We start from the raw sequence: 21,719 nt of genomic DNA, 5'->3' as shown, positions 1-21,719 counted from the left end.
GCAAGTTATGTGCCGTTGCGCGAGGGGATGGTCAATAGACCTCTGGCGGGAAAAACAAGCGCTGGGCTTGCGTCAGGTTGATGGAGCTGCGGTAGTAGTTGAGTTGTTCCTCTGCGTTCAAGTCGGTGATCGTGTCAGCCACCTCTTTGAGCTGTTGTTCTGCTGGTGTTTTCAACCGTGCATGGAGAAATCTGTTAAGTGAAGCGTGGGCGCTCGAGTATTGGAAATGTGCATACCAGAGGGGTTTGCTGGTAGACAGATCAATGACGGCATACTCATCTTGATAGCTCCAAGTGGCGCCCTTGAGGGGCTGGCGGGTCGTGACCTTTTTGATCGCAATTTCGCGGTGGTTAATGAGCCAGTCGACATGGGCAATGGTCGGCGGCTGTTGCTTGATCAGCTTTGCCACGGTTTCAGTGGCTCGTGCGTAAAGTGCTTTTGTGGCAGCCTTGAGTCGTTTGCGCAGGTCTGCGCTGGATTGCTTGGTTTGTGCCGTGACTTTGGCTTTGATCAATGCCTCGTCAATATCTTGCTCGCTGCGCTCGAGCAACCAGGCGTGCTGGTGAAACATGTACTCGATGCCGATGGCCGTGCGCGAGGTATCGTTGGCTTGTTGGCTGGCGCGTTCTTGAAACTTCGGCAATTGGGCGAGTAGTTTCTCGCCCGCGGTGGTGGCGTCGTGGAGCGTGAGCGTTGTGGATGTGGCCTGTGCCGTGGGCGTTTCGATGTGTTCGACCCACATACCCGGAGTCTTCTCATGAAAGGTGGCCAGGACCTGGCCGGTTATCGGGGTCTTGATATCAACGAACCTTGATACGGTCCCTATGGGGTCCAAGCGGGGTTCGCCAATCAACACGCCGTTGTAGCGTGTCTGGATAAATTTTTTCAGCGGCCTGGGTAGCGCAGGGGGAGGGGTGGGCCTGATTCGCGTCAGTTTCTGTTCTTCGTGCAGAGGGACAAGTGCCGCCTTGGCGCGGTTGGCGAACCCTTGCAGCGATCGACTCAGGCGCTCCAGGGGTTGGGCCTGGATCTGTTCGGAGAACTCTTGAGAAAAGTCCTTCAAGCGCTCATCGATGAACTTGAACTGCTCCACTAGATTGCTCAAGGCATCGATACGCTCGTCCAGGCGATATTCGCTTCGCTCATCCAGGGTGTCACGCAGGGTCTGTACCGCGACGTCGGCACTGTCGAGCGTGTCGTTGAGCATCTCCCAGGCATGGGGTTCGGTTGCGAGGGATTCAGGGGCCAGGCACAAGTGACGCGCCAACGTCACCTGCAGGGCCCTGAGATCGTCGCTCATATAGCGGGGCAGTTTGCGTTTGCTCTCCCTGATCACGTCGAATCCGGCCGGGCCGAATTTGCGTAGTTCGGTGAAGCGTGACTGAGCGTAATCCAGGCGCTTGATCATGCTGTCGCTCATCTCGACGATCTGTTGGTAGTCCGCGATATCGCTGGTATGAGGTGGCGGTGCATGGATTGGGAGCTGTTCCAGAACGGGCGAAAGTTTTGAAGTAAAGGGGACGAGTTCTTCGTTTACCCCTGCTTCATTGAGCGCCAGTTGGGCCTGTAGATAGCCAATGGCTTTTACTTGGAATTCAGGCTCCGAGGTGAAGACGGCGATGGTCATCAGGTGTTGCCGTGCTTGTTCGTAGTCTTCCGATTGGCCATCGAGCGTGTCCAGGTAGGCCTGGCGTTTGGCTTGGGCACTGGTACTGGGGGCCTCGTCCATTGCTTTGCGGGTTTCTTGCAGTAGGCGCTGCTGGGTTTTCTTCGCGCTTTCAAACGCTTTCAATTTACTGCGCGATGCGTCGGCTTCGGTGATCGCAAGGTCCTTGGCGGTATTTTTCAACCGATCGGTACTGGGTTTGCGCAGGCGCACCCGGTGGTCGACGGACCATTCGCCCTGAGCGTTGTGAATCAGTATGGGGCCGATGCGGTTGGCCTGGTTGGGGTCAATGACAACAATGTTTTTATCGTCGTCCACTTTCACCATGAACCAGTTTTCGCCGACGGGAGCGTAGTGCTGCTCTCCTGACTGATACAGGTAGCGGTCAGCAGCCGGCTGGTCTATGACGACGCCGAGGTCAGCGGGCTTTTCTGTTTTAAAGCTTTCAAGCATCGAGGTTTCCAGCGCTGGCGTGCGGTTGATTGCGCCGCTCGTGTTCAGTGCGATCTCGTGATCGGGAGGCGGGGCCAGCGAGGTTCGCTCAGGCAGTTGCTCGACGGTGAAGCTTATCGTGCTGGAGGGGCCCGGCGTTTCAGGCGCAAGCTCGGTCGTCTTGACTTTGGTGGGCTCGATCCTGGCCGGCTCGAACTTAGGTCTGCTGCGCTGTGCGCTGTGTAAGGTGATCGCCATACCCAGGTTAAGCAGCACATCGGTCAGCGCAGACCATTGTGCAGGCTTGTCGCCCTCCTCATGGGCCTGGGCAAAAGTTTCCAGCTGTTCGACGATTTGCCAGATCCACGCGCTAGTGCTTGCGACGCGCCCCATAAAGGGCAGTGCGGCATTGAAGAGCACCCAACCGGCCTGCTTCAGCGTGTCCCAGCGGCTTTCGGCATTCGATACCGATTGGCGGTCCGCCAGTTCAATCAGCGCTTTGGCGTTGCTCTCGAACAGCGTCTTGAACATATCCCCGTTGAGGCTCTCCTCACCAAGACTCACGGGACCGCTATAGGTCCATAGCTCGATGGGGTTTACCAGAAAGTCGGCGATGACCCACGGCGACGGCCAATGACTGGTAAAGACATAATTGGCGTAGTGGTTACGCACCGCGTCCGGTAGCCAGCTAATCACCGAATCGCGCAACGTGCGCGGCTGGCTGATGGCATACAGCAAGTTTGCCGGTGATGGGTATTGCAGCAACGCGGGTTCAAACAACGGGCGGTATAGCAGGCAAGGGCCGTCTTGAGCATTTTCTGGGCCGATGATGTACATATTGGTGACGTCATCGTTGCCGTTGATGAGCCGGCGCTTGGGGTTGAAGCTCAGGCGTCGCACCATGATGGCTTTGCCGTCGACGTAATGGTCGCCGCTTTCAGGCTGCATCACAGCCACAACGTAGCGGTAGCCGCGCTCGTCAATCCCGCCCATGCGGCGAATCTTGTGCTGTAAGGCCAGCATCGGCAATTGGACTCGCAGGTGATCGCGGTACAGTTTTTTGCGACGTGACGCCTCGGCCGGGTCATCCAGCAGTTTGCTGCGGATCAATGCAGGGTACGTGACACCGATATTACAGCGGCTGATCAGTGTTTCGAGGTAAGCCACGGTTATCCGATCCGGTATGGATTGGCGGATGTCGCTCAGCAACGTTTTATTACCGGTGGGCAGTGCAATCAGGTTTTGCAGGGCCAGTTCGGCAAGGCTGAACGTGGTGGTTTCGAACTGCCCGGGCACGGTGAAAAGGCCCCATACCACCAGGCTCTTGACCTGGATTTTCAGCTTGTCGAGCTTCAGGTAATGCAGCGTCGGGTGGTCCTTGAGCAGCTCGATTTTCAACTGGTCCAAGGCGAACTGATGAATGCTGGGAATACCGTCATCGTAGGTCTTGCCGGCATTCAGGCTATTGAGCGAGGCCAAGTCCTTGAGGTGGCGTGAATAAAGCGACTGATCGCTGGCAGAGGCATCGGTCAGCCAGTCCGGCAGTTGGGTTTGATACCAGCCTGGGCCCGGCCCTTTGGCGATGGCTTTTTCGGCAGGCATCGGGAGTGTTTGCAGGGGCGGGTGTTTCGCGCTGGGCTGTTTGTAATCCCCGGTTTTGAGGTTTTCCACAGTCTCAAGTTGCAGGGCGATCAGCTTGCAGGCAGCGTGCTCGAAAAAATCGCCGTCAGGTTCATAAAGGCGCCACTCCAGGCGATCAAAAGCCTCCGGTTGCTCCAGGTGATCCTTCAACGAATCGCCTAGCTGTTGGTAGGTGTCGTATTTCTCGTATCCCTTGAAGGGTGAGTAACAGAGGATCAGGGTTTTGTCTTCGGATTTGCCCTCGAGCACGGTCATGAATACTTGGTCGGTGTGCTGCGTCTTGGAACCTTTTACCAGGTCGGCATCAATCAGATAAGCGCGGCTGCCATAAGGGTTATTGTCTTGGCGAGCGGAGCGGGTGGGTGCATGAAACAGCGTTCGGGCCATCGTGCAGTCTTCGTCGGTCCAGGCATCGACGTGTTGCACATTCCAGGCCCCGCGCAGGCTCTGGGTGAGTGTTTGCCAGCGAGGACCGTTGCCGTTGCTCTGGTTCCAGAACGTTACCAACTGTTCCTGAAAGGCCCGGTAGACCACCGGCGCCAGGGTATTGATAAGATTGGCGATTTCGACAATACGCACGGGTAAATGAAGCGGGGGGGTGGTCAACGGCTTCAGGTTCAGGAAGTGATTGCCCTCGACGCACAGCGTCGGCACCTTGAGGATGGCCTGCCGGGCCAGGATGCTGCTCAAGGTTTCATAGCGTGTTGGCCCTGGCACGATCTGGTCATCGATGAGCTCCCAGGTAGGAGTGCCCATCAGTGTCATGGCCGGGTCGATGTCCAGGTCTGGGTATTTCTCCAGTAAAGACTGGCGCAGCAGTTCGCGAGCGGCTTCACGGAACGAAGGTCCGACGGACAGTTGAGTGGCCAGTTTGTGTGTTTCAGTGTCTGGAGGCGTTTGCTGCGAGGGTGTGGAGCTGGAGGTTGTCATGCGGGCATCCCTGTCTTGCCGATCAATGGAAAAAGCCGAGAGCAGGCTCGGGTTTTCCATGTTAGGTATCAGCAAGCAGGGAATAGCAGTGCTTATGTAGGGCTGTCTTGGGCGTTCAAGCTGGGTTGGTACGCAGGTCCAACTCTACCAGGCGCCGCACTTCCTCGACGGCAAGGCCGGCACCGAGCAGGGCGTGCAACTTGCCGAACGCGGCTTCGCGGGTCATGCCTGCGCCGGACAACACGCCGGCGCCCCGCAAGCGGCTGCCGGCCTCGTAGACATCCAGCTCTACACCGCCTTCATGGCACTGAGTGATGGCGACCACCACCACACCTTGATCTTGCGCACGCTGCAAGCTGGCGAGGAACTGCGGATTATCGCTCGGCCCGGTGCCGCTGCCGAAGCACTCCAGCACCAAGCCCTGAATGCCGCTGCTGATGATTGCGTCTAGCTGTGCAGCGTCGAAACCGGGTATCAGCGGCAGTACGCCGACGTTCGCCAAGGCTTTGGGCTGACGGTAATCCAGCGCTGCCGGCAGGGTTTCGGCACGGGCGAAGTCATCCTTGCGTTGCAAGGCCGCAAACGGATTGCGCCCAAAACTGCGAATCTTCGCGCAGCGGGTCGGTGCCATCAGCGCGCCGTGGAAGTACAGGTGCACACCCGGCTCCAACCCTTCGGCCAAGGCTGTCAACGCACCGCTGACGTTTTCCCAGGCATCGCTGTCGGGCACACCGGCGGGCAGCATCGAACCGGTGAACACCACCGGTGCCGGCAGGCCCAGCAGTTGGAAGCTCATGGCCGCCGCGCTGTAGGCCAGGGTGTCGGTGCCGTGCAGGATCAGCACGGCATCGCAGCCGGCGTCTACCGCCTCGACCACGGCGCTGCGCAGGCGCTGCCAGTAAGCGGGGTTCATGTTGGCGCTGTCGATCAGTGGTGACATTTCCCGGAAGCGCCACGCGGGCAGGTCTGCGTCGGCGAACTGTTCACGCATGCGTACTTCAAAACCAGACGCGGGTGCCAGGCCATTGGCGCTGGCCTGCATGCCAATGGTGCCGCCGGTATAGAGCACCATCACGTTATTAGCTGATTGCATCGAAAATCTCCTGAACGAAAAACGCCGCCGGGCCCAGAGCATGCCCAAGGCCGGGCGGCGTGTCATCTAGCCGTGATTAACGTTGCGCTTGAGCGCTCAGTTCAACTGCCGGGGCCGCTTCGGTTTTCACCGGGTTGGCCGGCCAGGCCTTGCGGTCCAGGTCCAGGTCGGGGAACTGGCTGGAATCGAACACCGGGGTCTTGATACCCGCCGCGCGCTGGTTGTCGTAGTCGTTGAGGATGCGCATGGCAATCTTGAACAGGAACGCCAGGGCGAACAGGTTGACGAACGCGAGCATGGTCATGGTGATGTCGGCGAAGGCAAACACCGTGCTCAAGTTCTCGATGGAGCCCCAGAAAATCAGCACCAGCACCAAAGCGCGATAACCCATCAGCACCTTGCGGTTGTTGCCGACCAGGAAGCGCAGGTTGCTCTCGCCCAAGTAGTAGTTGTACATGATCGACGTGAACACGAACAACGCCAGGGCCACCGAGATGAACATGCGGCCCCAGTCACCCACTACTGCCGCCAGGGAGTTCTGGGTCAGGGCAATGCCGTCGCCTTCAAAGCCTGGGGTGTAGAAACCCGACAGCAGGATCAGCAACGCAGTACAGGTGCAGATCACGAAGGTGTCGAGGAACACGCTGAACGCTTGCACCACGCCTTGGGCGATAGGGTGTTCTACCGACGCCACTGCCGCCACGTTAGGCGCACTGCCCAAGCCTGCTTCGTTGGCGAACACGCCGCGCTTTACACCCATGATGATCGCGCTGCCCACCAGGCCACCGAAGGCTTGGTCGAGGCCGAACGCGCTCTTGACGATGGTCGCGAGCATGGCCGGTACGTGGTCGAATTGCAGCACGATCACGTACAGGGTCACGGCGATGTAGACCAGGGTCTTGACCGGCACCAGCAGGTCGGCGATCGAGGCGATACGCTTGATCCCGCCGATGAACACCAGGCCCAGCAACACCGCCAGCGCAAGGCCCGTGTAGGTGGTGTCGAGCCCGAAGGCGTTGTTCAGCGAGTGGGTGACAGCGTGTGCTTGCAGGCCGTTGAAGGCAAAGCCGAAGGTCACCAGCAGCAGGAACGCCATGACCATCCCCAGCCAGCGCTTGTGCAGGCCGTGCTGGATGTAATACGCCGGGCCGCCACGGTAGGTGCCTTCAGCGTCGGTGCGCTTGTACAACTGGCCGAGGGAGCACTCGATAAAGCTCGAAGACATGCCCACCAGCGCGGTGACCCACATCCAGAACACGGCACCCGGGCCACCCAACGTCACGGCAATGCCGACACCGGCGATGTTACCGGCACCCACGCGGCCGGCCAGGCTGAGCATCAGCGCCTGGAACGAGCTGAGTTGGCCGGCGCTGCTCTTGAGGCTGTCTTTAAACACCGAGAACATGTGGAAAAAGTGACGCAACTGCACGAAACGCGAGCGGATCGTGAAATAACCGCCGAGCCCGACTATGAGCACGATCAGTACTTTCCCTGAGAGGAAGTCGTTGATGACTTCGAGCATGGAGTGTTCCTCGCTGATTTTTCTAATGGCAAACGCAGGACGGTCCGACGCATCGCTCGGCACCAGGCAGTGCACGACGCTCGATCCCCATCCTTTTGCGGGTGTTGTTATTCATGCGCTTTCGCGTGGTTCCCGGGCCTCGTTACCGACAGCCGCAGACGCGAAGAGGGGCGGCACTATACCTAGGCGAGCGTGATCCGTCTGCACGGGGCGATTAAAGGTTTCAGCGCGGTCGCGGAAGGGGAGGAAGGTTTGCGGTGCGATATTAGATTTTTTATGGGCGTCATGGAGCAACCTCAAGGCAAAAAAAAGGGCCTGAAGAACGAGCCTTCAGGCCCTCAAAAGGTGAGAGGTGTCTAGTCCCTCAACCTGGTGAGCGGTGCAACAAACGCTTAGGCCTTCAGCGGGACCAAGCGTGGAGCGATCATGTTTTCCGGGCGCAGGATGTCGTCGAGCATGGCGTCGTCGAGCAAGCCTTCTTCACGCACCAGTTCCAGCACGCCGCGCCCGCTTTCAAGAGCGATACGCGCAATGCGGGTGGCGTTTTCATAGCCGATGTACGGGTTCAGCGCGGTGACCAGGCCGATGGAATGCTCCACCAGTTCGCGGCAGCGTGCTTCGTTGGCGGTGATGCCGACGATGCAGTGCTCGCGCAGCATGTCCATGGCGCGTTGCAGCAGGCGGATCGAGTCGAAGATCTTGAAGGCGATCAGCGGCTCCATCACGTTCAACTGCAATTGTCCGCCTTCGGCTGCCATGGTCAGGGCCAGGTCGTTACCGATCACCTGGAATGCCACCTGGTTAACCGCTTCCGGAATCACCGGGTTGACCTTGCCGGGCATGATCGAGCTGCCTGGCTGGCGTGCCGGCAGGTTGATCTCGTTGATGCCGGTGCGTGGGCCGCTGGACAGCAGGCGCAAGTCGTTGCAGATCTTGGACAGCTTCACGGCGGTACGCTTGAGCATGCCGGAGAACAGTACAAAGGCGCCCATGTCGGAGGTGGCTTCGATCAAGTCGGCCGCCGGTACCAGCGGCTGGCCGCTGATGGTGGCCAGGCGTTGTACGGCCAGGGCCTGGTAACGTGGGTCGGCGTTGATGCCGGTGCCGATGGCGGTGCCGCCCAGGTTCACTTCGGTGAGCAGCTCCGGTGCCAGGGTCTTCAGGCGCGCCAGGTCTTCGCCCAGGGTAGTGGCGAAAGCGCGGAATTCCTGGCCGAGGGTCATCGGCACGGCGTCTTGTAACTGGGTGCGGCCCATTTTCAGCACATGGCTGAACTCGGCGCCTTTGGCGGCGAACGCCTGGATCAGGCTGTCGAGGCTGGCCAGCAGCGCGTCATGGCCCAACAGCAGACCCAGGCGGATCGCGGTCGGGTAGGCGTCGTTGGTCGACTGCGCCATGTTCACGTCGTTGTTGGGGTGCAGGTACTGGTATTCGCCCTTCTGGTGACCCATGGCCTCCAGCGCGATGTTGGCGATGACTTCGTTGGCATTCATGTTGGTTGAAGTGCCGGCGCCGCCTTGAATCATGTCCACCACGAACTCTTCGTGGAAATCGCCGCGGATCAGACGAGCACAGGCTTCGCTGACGGCAGCGTGCTTGGCTTCGCTGAGCTGGCCCAACTCGCGGTTGGCGTCAGCGGCCGCTTGCTTGACCATTGCCAGACCGACCACCAATTTCGGGTAATGCGAAATCGGAACGCCCGAGAGGCGGAAGTTATTCACCGCTCGCAGGGTCTGGATGCCGTAATACGCTTGAGCCGGTACTTCGAGTACGCCAAGCAGGTCTTTTTCGGTACGGAATGATGCAGCAGAGGACATGACGGAAATCATCTCAATATGGACCCGGAACTGGCCGGAACGCTGCGAATGCTAGGCTTGTAGAACTTTTTGGGCCAATGCTGTTAAACACTGGCCTATGCACAAACGGCATAATGTGGATGTGACCCGGTTATCTTGGCGGGCGTGTGTGCCAAAATGGTGCATTCCGTGGGAGGCAGTGATGAACCTTGAGAGCAAGTGGTTGGAAGACTTCAGCGCCCTGGCGGCGACGCGTAGTTTTTCCCAGGCGGCTGAGCGGCGCTTTGTCACCCAGCCGGCGTTCAGTCGGCGTATCCGCAGCCTGGAAGCCGCGCTGGGGCTGACGCTGGTCAACCGTTCACGTACGCCGGTGGAGCTGACGGCGGCCGGGCAGTTGTTTCTGGTGACGGCGCGCACCGTGGTCGAACAGCTCGGTGAAGTACTGCGCCATTTGCATCACCTGGAAGGCGGGCAGGGCGAAGTCATGCAAGTGGCGGCCGCCCACTCCCTGGCCTTGGGGTTCTTCCCGCGGTGGATCGCGCAGTTGCGCAACGAGGGCTTGAATATCGCCACGCGGCTGGTCGCCACCAACGTCGGCGACGCCGTGCACGCCCTGCGCGAAGGCGGTTGCGACCTGATGCTGGCGTTCTACGACCCCGACGCGGCTATGCAAATGGACGCCGAGATTTTCCCGTCGCTGCATCTGGGCAACACCGAAATGCTCCCGGTGTGCGCCGCCGATGCCGAGGGCAAGCCGCTGTTCGACCTGGAGGGCGAGGGCAGCGTGCCGCTGCTGGCCTACAGCGCCGGCGCATTCCTGGGCCGCTCGGTGAATTTGCTGCTGCGCCAGAGGGCTCTGCGCTTTACCACCATCTATGAAACCGCCATGGCCGACAGCCTCAAGAGCATGGCGCTCGAAGGCTTGGGGATCGCCTGGGTGCCGCAGTTGAGCGTACGTGCAGAGTTGGCACGTGGCGAACTGGTGGTGTGCGGCGGGCCGCAATGGCATGTGCCGCTGGAGATTCGCTTGTATCGCTGCGCGTTGGTGCGCAAGGCGAATGTGCGGTTGTTGTGGAGGAAGCTGGAAGGTGGGGCAGCGCAAAGCGCTTGAGCCCAGCGCAGAACACATGTGGGAGCTGGCTTGCCTGCGATAGCGGTGTGTCAGCCAACCTATTTGGCTCTGATCCACTGCTATCGCAGGCAAGCCAGCTCCCACAGGATTTCGTGGTGTATTCGCTGACTCTTAAGTCAATAAAACCGCCACTTTGCGCCGCTAGACAGATGGTCATCCCAGGGGCTGTTTATCTGGATTATTACGGTATACTGCGCGGCCTTCGGCCGGTCCAAACCGGCCTTAATTCGTACACCAAGCCACGCTGGATTTCCCGCGTGGCTTGTTGTTTTTTGACGCGCCTGCGGGCGCCCAGAGAGAAGAGGCACGACGATGAGTGCATTGGTTGGCGTGATCATGGGCTCCAAGTCCGATTGGTCCACCCTTAGCCACACCGCCGATATGCTGGAAAAACTCGGCATTCCGTACGAAGTGAAGGTGGTCTCCGCCCACCGCACCCCGGATTTGCTGTTCCAGTATGCCGATGAAGCAGAATCCCGTGGCATCGAGGTGATCATCGCCGGTGCCGGCGGCGCGGCGCACTTGCCTGGCATGTGTGCGGCCAAGACTCACCTGCCCGTGCTTGGCGTGCCGGTGCAGTCGTCGATGCTCTCGGGCGTGGATTCGCTGTTGTCCATTGTGCAGATGCCGGCTGGCATTCCGGTGGCAACCCTGGCGATCGGCAAGGCCGGTGCGATCAACGCAGCCTTGCTGTCCGCCAGCATCCTGGGCGCCAAGCACCCGCAGTTTCATGCGGTGCTGAAAAAATTCCGTGCTGAGCAGACAGACAGCGTGCTGGACAATCCAGACCCACGCATCGCCTGAGGTTGTTGACGATGAAAATCGGTGTAATCGGTGGCGGCCAACTGGGCCGCATGCTGGCTTTGGCGGGTACGCCGCTGGGGATGAACTTCGCTTTCCTGGACCCGGCGCCGGACGCCTGCGCTGCGGCCCTGGGTGAACACCTGCGCGCTGACTACAGCGACCCGGACCACCTGCGCCAACTGGCCGATGAAGTTGACCTTGTGACCTTCGAATTCGAAAGCGTCCCGGCCGAAACCGTGGCCTTCCTGTCGCAGTTCGTGCCGGTGTACCCGAGCGCCGAAGCCTTGCGCATCGCTCGCGACCGCTGGTTCGAAAAGAGCATGTTCAAGGACCTGGGCATTCCGACCCCGGCCTTCGCCGATATCCAGTCCCAGGCGGACCTGGACGCGGCGGTCGCCAGCATCGGCCTGCCGGCGGTGTTGAAAACCCGCACCCTGGGCTACGACGGCAAGGGCCAGAAAGTCCTGCGCACCGCGGCCGATGTGGTCGGCACTTTTGCCGAGCTGGGCAGCGTTGCCTGCCTGCTGGAAGGCTTCGTGCCGTTCACCGGCGAAGTCTCGCTGATTGCCGTACGTGCCCGTGATGGCGAAACCCGCTTTTACCCGTTGGTGCACAACACCCACGTCAACGGCATCCTGAAAGTGTCGGTAGCCAGTACGGACCACCCGTTGCAGGCCCTGGCCGAAGACTATTCCAGCCGTGTGCTCAAGCAGCTGGATTACGTTGGTGTAATGGCGTTCGAGTTCTTTGAAGTCGACGGCGGCCTCAAGGCCAACGAAATCGCCCCGCGTGTGCACAACTCCGGGCACTGGACCACCGAAGGCGCCGAGTGCAGCCAGTTCGAAAACCACCTGCGGGCGGTGGCGGGCTTGCCGTTGGGCTCCACGGCCAAGGTCGGCGAGAGCGCCATGCTCAACTTCATCGGCTCTGTACCGCCGGTGGAGCGTGTGATGGCGATCGACGATTGTCACGTGCATCACTACGGCAAGGCCTTCAAGGCCGGGCGCAAGGTCGGCCACGCCAACCTGCGTTGCAAGGACCGTGCGACGCTGCAGGCGCAGATCCTCAAGGTTGAAGCACTGATCGCCGAACAATAAGCCTGGCCACGGCGGGAACCATTGGGGTTCTGCGTCTCTCTGATTGCAGGATGCCAAAGCCTGACTAGGCTTTGGCATGACTCATACCAATCAGAGGGAAATGCCATGGGTATCATCGGAACCATCTTTATCGGCTTGATCGTCGGCCTGCTGGCGCGCTTCCTCAAGCCTGGCGACGACAGCATGGGCTGGATCATGACCATCCTGCTGGGTATCGCCGGTTCCCTGGCCGCGACCTACGGCGGTCAGGCCCTGGGGATCTACCAGGCAGGCCAGGGCGCAGGTTTCATCGGCGCGCTGGTGGGTGCCATCGTGTTGCTGGTGATCTACGGCCTGATCAAAAAGAAGTAATCAGCCGACAAAGTCCTCTGCGCTGCGCAGGCGCAGAGGGCTAGAATGCTCGGCACTTGTATTTGCCGAGCCTCTCCATGCGCCGTCTTCTGTTAACGCTTCTTCTGCTGGGCTCTGGCCTGGCGCACGCTGGCGAACTGCCGGAAACCGACTGGCTCGACCTGATGCCGCTGTCGGATCAGAAAGCTCTCGAAGCCATGCCCGAGATCGACCACAACTCCCCCGAAGCTCAAGGCACGTTCACCGAAAAGGGTGGCTTGAAGCAGAGCAAGGGCCTGCCTGCGGTGATGTATTCCACCAAGACCGTAGCGGCCATGAACGGCAAGAATATCCGCATTGGCGGCTATCCGGTGCCGCTTGAAACGGACGCCAAGGGCCGCAGCACATTGTTCTTCCTCGTGCCTTACCCGGGCGCCTGCATACACGTGCCGCCACCGCCGCCTAATCAACTGGTGCTGGTGCGCTATCCCAAGGGGTTGAAGCTGGATGATATCTACACGCCGCTGTGGGTCACGGGCACGCTGAAGGTGGAGAAGGTCAATAACGACTTGGCAGATGCCGCGTATGCGCTGGAGGCGGGGAAGGTGCGGGTGGTGAAGGAGTCTGATCTCTAAAGCTCAGAGCATAATCTGTGGGAGCTGGCTTGCCTGCGATAGCAACGCCTCGGTGTTCCTGATACACCCAGTTGCCTGCATCGCAGGCAAGCCAGCTCCCACATTTGATTGGGTTTACAAGGCCAGTGCCGTGATGCTCACGCCTAGAGTGTGGCTTTCGCCGGGCGCCAGGTTCACAACATCGTCCAGCACGTTGGCCGTCTCGATGCACAACATACCCTGCCAGCCGTCATCGGCCATATCGTCGAAAGCCTTGGCGCGTTCGGTCCAGGGGTTCCAGACCACGGTGGATTTCGAGCCTTCGCTGGTGAGCTGGATACGGCGCTGCCAATCGCTATCGACGATGTTCAACTGGGCCGGCGTATTCAGGTAAATGCGGTCTGTTTCGGCGCTGAAGTGCAGCAGCCCGGCTTGCTGTTTCTCGGTCCACCCGTCGGCGGTATCGATGTAGGCCACGCCATCCAGCCCCTTGACCTGCACTTTGCGCACATCGCTCACGGCGAAGTAGGTGTGCAATGCCTGGCTGAGGGTCACGGCGTCGGCGCCGCGGTTGTGGCTGGTCAGGCGGATGTGCAGTTGGTCATCCAACAGCAGGCTCAGCGTCAGGTCTACCTGATGGGGCCAGCCTGGAAAGCCGCCAGCCGGCACCGGCAATACCAGGTCCACTCGCAGCGTCTGGCCGTCGAGTTCGGTGGTGGCCAGTTCCCAGCGGGCGGTGCGCACAAAACCGTGGGCGCCGGCAGGCTGATCACTCTGGCGCATGGCTTTGACGCTTTGCGGGTTGCGGTCGAACACCCCGAACCACGGCCAGCACACCGGTACGCCAGTACGAATGCCTTTGCCCTGCTTGAACGCTGCCTCAGGGTTCGGCCAGATCAGCGGCTGTTCGCCCTCGCGCTGGTAACTGAAGATATGCGCACCCTGTTGGGCCACCATCAGCTCGGCGCCGTTGTGGCGGATGCGCCAGCAGTCCAGCTCGTCGATTTTTACCGTCTCAACGTGGGGCGTAGGCATGACAAAGCTCTCTTAGTGGCAGGCAATGGGGCAATTGACCGCTAAAACGCGGCGAGGTTTAACGCGCCCGTGACGGTACCGAGCGCGTGCGGCCGCTGCCATCGATGGCGACGAACACGAATACGGCTTCGGTCACCTTGCGCCATTCGCTGGACAACGGATCGTCGCTCCACACTTCGACCATCATCTGGATCGAACTGCGGCCGATTTCCAGGGCCTGGGTATAGAAGGAAAGCTGCGCACCCACGGCCACTGGCACCAGAAACGCCATGCGATCAATGGCCACGGTGGCCACGCGCCCACCGGCGACCTTGCTGGCCATTGCCGTGCCGGCGAGGTCCATCTGCGCGACCAGCCAGCCGCCGAAGATATCGCCAAAACCGTTGGTTTCACGCGGGAGCGCGGTGATTTGCAGGGCGAGATCGCCTTGCGGGATAGGATCTTCTTGTTCGAGTTCGATCATGCCGAGGGTGCCTCTGACCCGTGACGCTTCATGGGTATTTCAAGTGGATAGCCGTCTTCTCAGAAAAACGTTTCAGCACCAACATACACCGCTCGATGCGTTTCTCGTAAGGCGAACTAAAGGGAAACTCTGCCAAATCGGCTGGATGGCACCCAACAACGTTTTGGCACAGCAGCCCCTCAAGACAGCGGGTCTGGCGCTTGCACCGGCGAGTATATCGAGACCCTGGCGCCACGACGACCTCCCGACGCTCATTTGGTCGGTAAATAGACGCTGTATCGGGGCTTTTGCGCGCAACTGTGCTCCTGGCGCTGTGCTTTTTCGGGCGATTTGCTATCTTGCCAAACCCGCCGCAAGTCACGGGCGTGCAGTCCTTTACGATGATTACTATAAGAGAAGCCTTGCCATGTCCTCCGTGCCCGCAAGCAGTGCGCAACCCTCGCGCCCGCTGACCCGCAACGACTACAAAACCCTGTCGCTGTCTGCCCTGGGTGGAGCGCTGGAGTTCTACGACTTCATCATCTTTGTGTTTTTCGCCACCGTGGTCGGGAAACTGTTCTTCCCTGTCGACATGCCCGAATGGCTGCGCATGATGCAGACCTTCGGCATCTTCGCCGCCGGCTACCTGGCGCGCCCCTTGGGCGGCATCATCATGGCGCACTTCGGTGACCTGCTGGGGCGCAAGAAGATGTTCACCCTGAGCATCTTCATGATGGCCGTACCCACCCTGATCATGGGTCTGCTGCCCACCTATGCGCAGATCGGCCTGTGGGCGCCGGTCCTGTTGCTGCTGATGCGCATCATCCAGGGCGCGGCGATTGGCGGCGAAGTGCCGGGCGCCTGGGTGTTCGTCTCCGAGCACGTCCCGCCGCGCCACATCGGCTACGCCTGCGGCACCCTGACCAGCGGCCTCACCGCCGGTATTCTGCTGGGCTCGTTGGTGGCTACCGCCATCAATAGCGCCTATACACCGGAACAGGTCTCTGATTACGCCTGGCGGATTCCTTTCCTGCTCGGCGGCGTATTCGGCCTGCTGTCGGTGTATCTGCGTCGTTGGCTGCATGAAACCCCGATCTTCGCCGAGATGCAGCAACGCAAGAGCCTGGCCGCTGAACTGCCCTTGCGCGCCGTGTTGCGCGATCACCGTGGCGCGATTGTGCTGTCGATGCTGCTGACCTGGCTATTGTCGGCCGGCGTGGTGGTAGTCATCCTGATGACCCCGACCGTGCTGCAAACCATCTACCACTTCAGCCCTACGGTGGCGCTGCAAGCCAATAGTCTGGCCATCGTGACCCTGAGCCTGGGTTGCATCGCCTCGGGTGCGCTGGCCGACCGTTTTGGCGCCGGTCGCGTGCTGGTCACAGGTTGCGCACTGCTGCTGGCGACTTCCTGGACGCTGTATCACAGCCTGATGGCCCACCCCGACTGGCTGTTCCCGTTGTATGCCTTGACGGGTCTGTTTGTCGGCACCATCGGCGTGGTGCCCTACGTGATGGTCAAAGCCTTCCCGCCGGTGGTGCGCTTCAGCGGTCTGTCGTTCTCCTACAACGTTGCTTATGCCGTGTTCGGCGGGTTGACGCCATTGGCGGTGTCGCTGCTGATGAAGGAGAGCCCGATGGGCCCGGCTTACTATGTGGCCGTCCTGTGTGTGATGGGGATGCTGGTGGGCGGGTATCTGTGGAAGCGCGGCCGCTGAAGCCTGCACATTCAGATAGTGGCCTTTCATCTAATTGTCATATTTCAGACATAGAGTGTTCACACGGCCTGCCGATACTTGGCCCCGATCCAATTATCCCTATCTGCTAGGAGCAAGGCATGAAACTGAAACGTTTGATGGCGGCAATGACTTTTGTCGCTGCTGGCGTTGCGACCGCCAACGCGGTGGCCGCTGGTGTTGATCCGGCAATCCCGGCTTACGTCAAGACCACTGGTGTGTCGGGCAACCTGTCCAGCGTCGGTTCCGATACCCTGGCGAACCTGATGACCCTGTGGGCCGAGGGTTATAAAAAGGAATACCCGAACGTCAACATCCAGATTCAAGCTGCCGGCTCTGCCACTGCGCCACCTGCGTTGACTGAAGGCACCTCCAACCTGGGCCCGATGAGCCGCAAGATGAAGGACACCGAACTGGCTGCCTTCGAGCAGAAGTACGGCTACAAGCCAACGGCAATCCCGGTTGCCGTGGATGCCCTGGCGGTATTTGTGCACAAGGACAACCCGATCCAGCACCTGACCATGGAACAGGTCGATGCGATCTTCTCGTCGACGCGTCTGTGCGGCGCCAAAGCCGATGTGAAAACCTGGGGTGACCTGGGCGTGACCGGCGACCTGGCCAACAAGCCAGTGCAACTGTTCGGGCGTAACTCGGTATCTGGCACCTACGGCTACTTCAAGGAAGAAGCCCTGTGCAAAGGCGACTACAAGCCAAACGTGAACGAACAACCGGGCTCGGCTTCGGTGGTGCAGTCGATCAGCTCCTCGCTGAACGGCATCGGTTACTCGGGCATCGGCTACAAGACCGCCAGCGTGAAGACCGTGCCATTGGCCAAGAAAGGCAGCACTGACTACATCGAAGACTCCGAAGAAAACGCCCTGAACGGCAAGTATCCGCTGTCGCGTTTCCTCTACGTGTATGTCAACAAAGCCCCGAACAAGCCGCTGGCGCCGCTGGAAGCTGAGTTCGTGAAACTGGTGCTGTCCAAGCAGGGCCAGGAAGTAGTGGTCAAAGACGGCTACATCCCACTGCCAGCCAAAGTCGCCGCCAAGGCCCTGGCCGACCTGGGTCTGAAAGAAGGCAACTAAGCCTGCGATACCTGATGTAGACGCATGCTTTTCTGTGGGAGCGGGCTTGCCCGCGATGCTGGCGACGCGGTTTAGCGTTGAAATCGTGTTGATGCCATCGCGGGCAAGCCCGCTCCCACATAAGCAGTCTGCATCCCTAATTTTTTATCCGCTGCCAGCCCTGCTTCGCGGCGGATTTGTTGCGTCACTGCACTGTCATCTTTCTGTCATACAGGATCGCTAGGGTGTGCGCATGAATGATCTGGCCAATTCCACCATGACAACGACTTCCCCTCCCAAGCGCATTGATTTCAATACGCCTGAGCTGCAACGCAAGCGCCGCATCCGGGCGCTCAAGGATCGCTTCACCCGTTGGTATGTACTGGTCGGCGGCCTCGCCGTGCTGGCCGCCATTACCCTGATCTTCTTCTTCCTCGCCTATGTGGTTGCGCCGTTGTTCCAGGGCGCCTCGTTGAGCAAGGAAGACGCGTTGACGCCCGCCTGGATGCAGGACGCCGGCAAGCCGTTGATGATCTCCCTCGAAGAACAGAACCAGGTCGCCATGCGGGTTTCCGACAAGGGCCAGGCGCTGTTCTTTGCCGTGGACACCGGTGCCGAGCTCAAGCGTGTCGACCTGCCGATTCCGGCCGGTACCAGCGTTGCTTCCATTGGTGAAGATCAGCCGGGCAGCCCGCTGGTGATTCTCGGCTTGTCCAATGGCCAGTCTTTGGTGTTCCGCCACACCTATAAGGTGTCGTACCCGGACGGCAAGAAAACCATCACCCCAGCTATCGAGTACCCCTACGGCGAAACGCCGATCGTGCTGGATGACACCGGTCGCCCCCTGGAACACGTTGCGCTCAACGCCACCGATACCTCCCTGGTGGTGGCAGGTTCCGCCGGTTCGCACTTGAACGTGCTGACCCTGAGCCGTGAAGAAAACATGATGACCGGTGAGGTCACCAGCGAGCAGAAGCGCGTCGAGCTGCCGCAGATGACCGAGCCGGTGAAGGCGATCTTCATCGACCCACGCCAGCAGTGGTTGTATGTGATCAACGGTCGTGCCCTGGCCGACGTGTTCAGCCTGCGCGACAAGAGCCTCAACGGTCGCTACAAACTGCTGGAAGACGCCGACACGGAAATCACCGCCAGCACCCAGTTGGTCGGCGGTATCTCGCTGATCCTGGGTAACTCCAAAGGCGGCCTGGCCCAGTGGTTCATGGCCCGCGACCCCGATGGCGAACAGCGCCTGAAGCAGATCCGCACCTTCCAGATGGGCACCGCGCCCATCGTCGAAATCAGCGCTGAAGAGCGCCGCAAAGGCTTCACCGCCCTGGATGCTGCTGGCCAGTTCGGCGTGTTCCACAGCACTGCCCACCGCACCTTGCTGGTGGACCCGGTGGTCGACGGCCAGGGTCTGTTCGGCATGTCGCCACGGGCCAACCGTGTGATTGTCGAGGCGGGTGGCAAGCTGCAACCGTTGTTGCTCGACAACCCGCACCCGGAAGTGTCGTGGAGCGCGTTGTGGAGCAAGGTCTGGTACGAGAACTACGACGAGCCTAAATACGTCTGGCAATCCACGGCCGCCAACACTGACTTCGAACCCAAGATGAGCCTGGCCCCGCTGACCTTCGGTACCTTGAAGGCCGCGTTCTACGCCATGTTGCTGGCGGCGCCACTGGCGGTTGCTGCAGCGATCTACACCGCTTACTTCATGGCGCCGAGCCTGCGCCGCAAGGTCAAGCCGGTGATCGAGCTGATGGAAGCCATGCCGACGGTGATCCTCGGATTCTTCGCCGGCCTGTTCCTGGCGCCGTATGTGGAAGGGCACCTGCCGGGCATTTTCAGCCTGTTGATGCTGTTGCCGATTGGCATCCTGGTCGCCGGCTTTGTCTTCAGCCGCTTGCCTGAGTCGATCCGCCTGCGCGTTCCCGATGGTTGGGAAAGCGCGATCCTGATTCCGGTGATCCTGTTGGTGGGCTGGCTCTCGCTGTACATGAGCCCGTACCTGGAAACCTGGTTCTTCGGCGGTGACATGCGCATGTGGATCTCCCACGATCTGGGCATTACCTACGACCAGCGCAACGCGCTGGTGGTCGGCCTGGCCATGGGTTTTGCGGTGATCCCGAACATCTACTCCATCGCCGAAGACGCCGTGTTCAGCGTGCCACGCGGCCTGACTCTGGGCTCCCTGGCCCTGGGCGCCACGCCGTGGCAGACCATGACCCGCGTGGTCATCCTCACCGCCAGCCCAGGCATCTTCTCGGCGCTGATGATCGGCATGGGTCGCGCCGTGGGCGAGACCATGATCGTACTGATGGCTACCGGTAACACCCCGGTGATGGAGATGAACCTGTTCGAGGGCCTGCGCACCCTGGCGGCCAACGTTGCGGTGGAGATGCCCGAGTCGGAAGTGGGCGGCAGTCATTACCGCGTGCTGTTCCTCTCGGCGCTGGTGCTGCTGTTGTTCACCTTCATCATGAACACCCTCGCCGAGCTGATTCGTCAGCGTCTGCGCAAGAAATACTCGTCGCTTTAAGAAAGGTAGAAGTCTGTGAAACAGAACTCCCTGAATGGATGGTTCAAGAGCGGCGCCCCTGGCGTCTGGATCAGCGGTGGCGCGGTGTCCATCGCGGTCATCATGACCATTGGTTTGCTGGCTGTGATTGCGGTGCGGGGCCTGGGCCATTTCTGGCCGGCCGACCTGATCCAGGCCAACTACAACGTGCCAGGCCAGGCCAACCACATCGTGATCGGCGAAGTGGTGCAGAAAGAAGAAGTGCCGCGTGAGCGCCTGAAAAGCGCGGGCCTGCCGGTGCCGGACCAAGGCCCGGAATTCATGACCCGTGAGCTGATCAAGGTCGGCAACCGCGACCTGAACGGTAACGACTTCACCTGGATTGTCGGTGAGTGGCTGAAGGACCAGACCAAGCCTGCGAACCTGATGGCCATCGAGCGTCGTGAGTGGGGCAACTTCTACGGCACCCTGGTCAACGTCAAGCAGGACGGCAAGGTGATTGCCGAAGGCGAGGCCGCGTGGCCTGAGCTGCAAGCCCGCGTGGACCGCGTGAACAAGCTGGCCGCTCAGCTCAAGAGCCTGGAAAAAACCGATATTGGCGCGATCAACGCAGGGCTGGAGCGCATCCGCCTGCACGGTCGCAAACTGGAACTGGAAGGCAAGCTCGACGCTGCCGCCCAGGCCGACATGGACGCCGACCGCGCCGAGCTGAACGCCCGCTACCAGGACATCGAAGCGCGCCTGGCCGACCTGCATGCCCAGTTCAACCGCGACGCCCTGACGGCGCGTGACGGCAACGGCAAGGAAGTGGAAATCGGCATCGGCAAAGTGGTGCACGCCTATCAGCCGAACGCCATGGGCACGATGACCAAGATCGGCTTCTACTTCAGCAAGGTCTGGGAATTCCTCAGCGATGACCCACGGGAAGCCAACACCGAAGGCGGGATCTTCCCGGCCATCTTCGGCACCGTGATGATGACCCTGATCATGGCAATGATCGTGACCCCGTTTGGCGTACTGGCTGCGGTGTACCTGCGTGAGTACGCCAAGCAGAACACGTTGACGCGCATCATCCGCATCGCCGTGAACAACCTGGCCGGCGTACCGGCTATCGTCTACGGCGTGTTCGGCCTGGGCTTCTTCGTGTATGTATTGGGGGGCTCGGTCGACCGTCTGTTCTTCGCTGAAGCGCTGCCTGCGCCGACCTTCGGTACGCCGGGGTTGCTCTGGGCTTCGCTGACCCTGGCGCTGCTGGCGGTGCCCGTGGTGATCGTGGCCACCGAAGAAGGCTTGGCGCGGATTCCTCGCACCGTGCGTGAAGGCTCCCTGGCGCTCGGCGCGACCAAGGCGGAAACGTTGTGGAAGATCGTGCTGCCAATGGCCAGCCCGGCGATGATGACCGGCATGATCCTCGCCGTGGCCCGTGCCGCGGGTGAGGTGGCACCGCTGATGCTGGTGGGTGTAGTGAAGCTGGCGCCGTCGCTGCCGCTGGATGGCAACTACCCGTACTTGCACCTGGACCAGAAGATCATGCACCTGGGCTTCCATATTTATGACGTCGGCTTCCAGAGCCCCAACGTCGAAGCCGCACGGCCGTTGGTGTACGCCACCGCCTTGCTGCTGGTACTGGTGATCGCCACGCTCAACCTGTCGGCAGTGTGGATTCGTAACCACCTGCGCGAAAAATACAAAGCGCTGGACAGCTAATGCGATCCAATGTGGGAGCTGGCTTGCCTGCGATAGCATCACCGCGGTTTTACTGCAATACCGCGCCGCCCGTATCGCAGGCAAGCCAGCTCCCACAGGGCTCGGTGTCAGGCACAGAATTTGAGTAAGCCGCCCCGGCGGTTCAACGAAATGAATTG

15 protein-coding genes are annotated in these 21,719 nt (G+C 60.4%); 9 read left to right on the top strand and 6 right to left on the bottom strand.

The window, feature by feature from the left end; genetic code table 11:
* Window positions 1-31: 31 nt before the first annotated feature.
* From GIW79_RS03235 to aspA, 4 genes are all read right to left on the bottom strand, one after another.
* Window positions 32-4,669: a hypothetical protein gene (locus tag GIW79_RS03235; RefSeq protein ID WP_236452642.1), complete on the bottom strand. Its 4,638-nt coding sequence runs from the start codon at window positions 4,667-4,669 to the stop codon at window positions 32-34.
* A 115-nt stretch (window positions 4,670-4,784) separates the two neighbouring features.
* Window positions 4,785-5,762: an asparaginase gene (locus GIW79_RS03230; RefSeq protein WP_072445656.1), complete on the bottom strand. Its 978-nt coding sequence runs from the start codon at window positions 5,760-5,762 to the stop codon at window positions 4,785-4,787.
* A 76-nt stretch (window positions 5,763-5,838) separates the two neighbouring features.
* Window positions 5,839-7,284: an alanine/glycine:cation symporter family protein gene (locus tag GIW79_RS03225; protein ID WP_054916993.1), complete on the bottom strand. Its 1,446-nt coding sequence runs from the start codon at window positions 7,282-7,284 to the stop codon at window positions 5,839-5,841.
* A 392-nt stretch (window positions 7,285-7,676) separates the two neighbouring features.
* Window positions 7,677-9,101 carry an aspartate ammonia-lyase gene (gene aspA, locus GIW79_RS03220; protein ID WP_236452639.1) on the bottom strand — a complete coding sequence of 475 codons (1,425 nt, stop codon included), beginning with the start codon at window positions 9,099-9,101 and terminating at the stop codon, window positions 7,677-7,679.
* A 181-nt stretch (window positions 9,102-9,282) separates the two neighbouring features.
* On the opposite strand from aspA, the gene GIW79_RS03215 reads away from it, so the two are divergent.
* The 5 genes from GIW79_RS03215 (at window position 9,283) to GIW79_RS03195 (ending at window position 13,078) form a co-directional block, all read left to right on the top strand.
* Window positions 9,283-10,191 (top strand): LysR substrate-binding domain-containing protein, encoded by a 909-nt coding sequence (locus tag GIW79_RS03215; RefSeq protein WP_019818139.1) that lies wholly within the window; start codon window positions 9,283-9,285, stop codon window positions 10,189-10,191.
* A 333-nt stretch (window positions 10,192-10,524) separates the two neighbouring features.
* Entirely contained in the window at window positions 10,525-11,016 is a 492-nt protein-coding gene (purE, locus tag GIW79_RS03210; protein WP_003195648.1) for a 5-(carboxyamino)imidazole ribonucleotide mutase, read from the top strand.
* Window positions 11,017-11,027: 11 nt separating this feature from the next.
* Window positions 11,028-12,113, top strand: a complete 1,086-nt coding sequence (locus GIW79_RS03205; RefSeq protein WP_020302828.1) for a 5-(carboxyamino)imidazole ribonucleotide synthase — start codon at window positions 11,028-11,030, stop codon at window positions 12,111-12,113.
* A gap of 105 nt (window positions 12,114-12,218) precedes the next feature.
* Entirely contained in the window at window positions 12,219-12,464 is a 246-nt protein-coding gene (locus GIW79_RS03200) for a GlsB/YeaQ/YmgE family stress response membrane protein (RefSeq protein WP_005792540.1), read from the top strand.
* A gap of 77 nt (window positions 12,465-12,541) precedes the next feature.
* The gene (locus GIW79_RS03195; protein ID WP_003195640.1) at window positions 12,542-13,078 is read left to right on the top strand and encodes a DUF3299 domain-containing protein; all 537 of its coding nucleotides are present in this window, start codon (window positions 12,542-12,544) and stop codon (window positions 13,076-13,078) included.
* A gap of 114 nt (window positions 13,079-13,192) precedes the next feature.
* Here the strand turns inward: GIW79_RS03195 and GIW79_RS03190 are convergent, their stop codons facing one another.
* Both GIW79_RS03190 and GIW79_RS03185 read right to left on the bottom strand, forming a co-directional pair.
* Window positions 13,193-14,092, bottom strand: coding sequence for a D-hexose-6-phosphate mutarotase (locus tag GIW79_RS03190; RefSeq protein ID WP_236452635.1), 900 nt, complete (start codon window positions 14,090-14,092; stop codon window positions 13,193-13,195).
* A 58-nt stretch (window positions 14,093-14,150) separates the two neighbouring features.
* Window positions 14,151-14,555, bottom strand: coding sequence for an acyl-CoA thioesterase (locus GIW79_RS03185; RefSeq protein WP_003176975.1), 405 nt, complete (start codon window positions 14,553-14,555; stop codon window positions 14,151-14,153).
* A 406-nt stretch (window positions 14,556-14,961) separates the two neighbouring features.
* On the opposite strand from GIW79_RS03185, the gene GIW79_RS03180 reads away from it, so the two are divergent.
* From GIW79_RS03180 to pstA, 4 genes are all read left to right on the top strand, one after another.
* Window positions 14,962-16,251, top strand: a complete 1,290-nt coding sequence (locus GIW79_RS03180; protein ID WP_034129128.1) for an MFS transporter — start codon at window positions 14,962-14,964, stop codon at window positions 16,249-16,251.
* 119 nt (window positions 16,252-16,370) lie between these two features.
* On the top strand, window positions 16,371-17,357 hold the full coding sequence (locus GIW79_RS03175) for a phosphate ABC transporter substrate-binding protein PstS (RefSeq protein WP_003195633.1): 987 nt from the start codon (window positions 16,371-16,373) through the stop codon (window positions 17,355-17,357).
* Window positions 17,358-17,841: 484 nt separating this feature from the next.
* Entirely contained in the window at window positions 17,842-19,875 is a 2,034-nt protein-coding gene (locus GIW79_RS03170; RefSeq protein ID WP_169918798.1) for an ABC transporter permease subunit, read from the top strand.
* Window positions 19,876-19,890: 15 nt separating this feature from the next.
* Complete coding sequence (gene pstA, locus GIW79_RS03165) at window positions 19,891-21,561, top strand: phosphate ABC transporter permease PstA (protein ID WP_034129126.1); 1,671 nt, start codon at window positions 19,891-19,893, stop codon at window positions 21,559-21,561.
* Window positions 21,562-21,719: the final 158 nt, after the last annotated feature.

Source organism: Pseudomonas sp. PA-7-1E (genome assembly GCF_021605325.1).
In the GTDB taxonomy this organism is placed as follows: domain Bacteria; phylum Pseudomonadota; class Gammaproteobacteria; order Pseudomonadales; family Pseudomonadaceae; genus Aquipseudomonas; species Aquipseudomonas fluorescens_BV.
Note: the sequence above shows the minus strand (reverse complement) of the source record. Positions and strands in the feature narration are given on the sequence as shown.

Excerpts from the sequence above, each read along its gene's own strand:
- GIW79_RS03235 (WP_236452642.1), bottom strand. The coding sequence starts at position 4,669 with ATGACAACCTCCAGCTCCACACCCTCGCAGCAAACGCCTCCAGACACT.
- GIW79_RS03230 (WP_072445656.1), bottom strand. The coding sequence starts at position 5,762 with ATGCAATCAGCTAATAACGTGATGGTGCTCTATACCGGCGGCACCATT.
- GIW79_RS03225 (WP_054916993.1), bottom strand. The coding sequence starts at position 7,284 with ATGCTCGAAGTCATCAACGACTTCCTCTCAGGGAAAGTACTGATCGTG.
- aspA (WP_236452639.1), bottom strand. The coding sequence starts at position 9,101 with ATGTCCTCTGCTGCATCATTCCGTACCGAAAAAGACCTGCTTGGCGTA.
- GIW79_RS03215 (WP_019818139.1), top strand. The coding sequence starts at position 9,283 with ATGAACCTTGAGAGCAAGTGGTTGGAAGACTTCAGCGCCCTGGCGGCG.
- purE (WP_003195648.1), top strand. The coding sequence starts at position 10,525 with ATGAGTGCATTGGTTGGCGTGATCATGGGCTCCAAGTCCGATTGGTCC.
- GIW79_RS03205 (WP_020302828.1), top strand. The coding sequence starts at position 11,028 with ATGAAAATCGGTGTAATCGGTGGCGGCCAACTGGGCCGCATGCTGGCT.
- GIW79_RS03200 (WP_005792540.1), top strand. The coding sequence starts at position 12,219 with ATGGGTATCATCGGAACCATCTTTATCGGCTTGATCGTCGGCCTGCTG.
- GIW79_RS03195 (WP_003195640.1), top strand. The coding sequence starts at position 12,542 with ATGCGCCGTCTTCTGTTAACGCTTCTTCTGCTGGGCTCTGGCCTGGCG.
- GIW79_RS03190 (WP_236452635.1), bottom strand. The coding sequence starts at position 14,092 with ATGCCTACGCCCCACGTTGAGACGGTAAAAATCGACGAGCTGGACTGC.
- GIW79_RS03185 (WP_003176975.1), bottom strand. The coding sequence starts at position 14,555 with ATGATCGAACTCGAACAAGAAGATCCTATCCCGCAAGGCGATCTCGCC.
- GIW79_RS03180 (WP_034129128.1), top strand. The coding sequence starts at position 14,962 with ATGTCCTCCGTGCCCGCAAGCAGTGCGCAACCCTCGCGCCCGCTGACC.
- GIW79_RS03175 (WP_003195633.1), top strand. The coding sequence starts at position 16,371 with ATGAAACTGAAACGTTTGATGGCGGCAATGACTTTTGTCGCTGCTGGC.
- GIW79_RS03170 (WP_169918798.1), top strand. The coding sequence starts at position 17,842 with ATGCAGGACGCCGGCAAGCCGTTGATGATCTCCCTCGAAGAACAGAAC.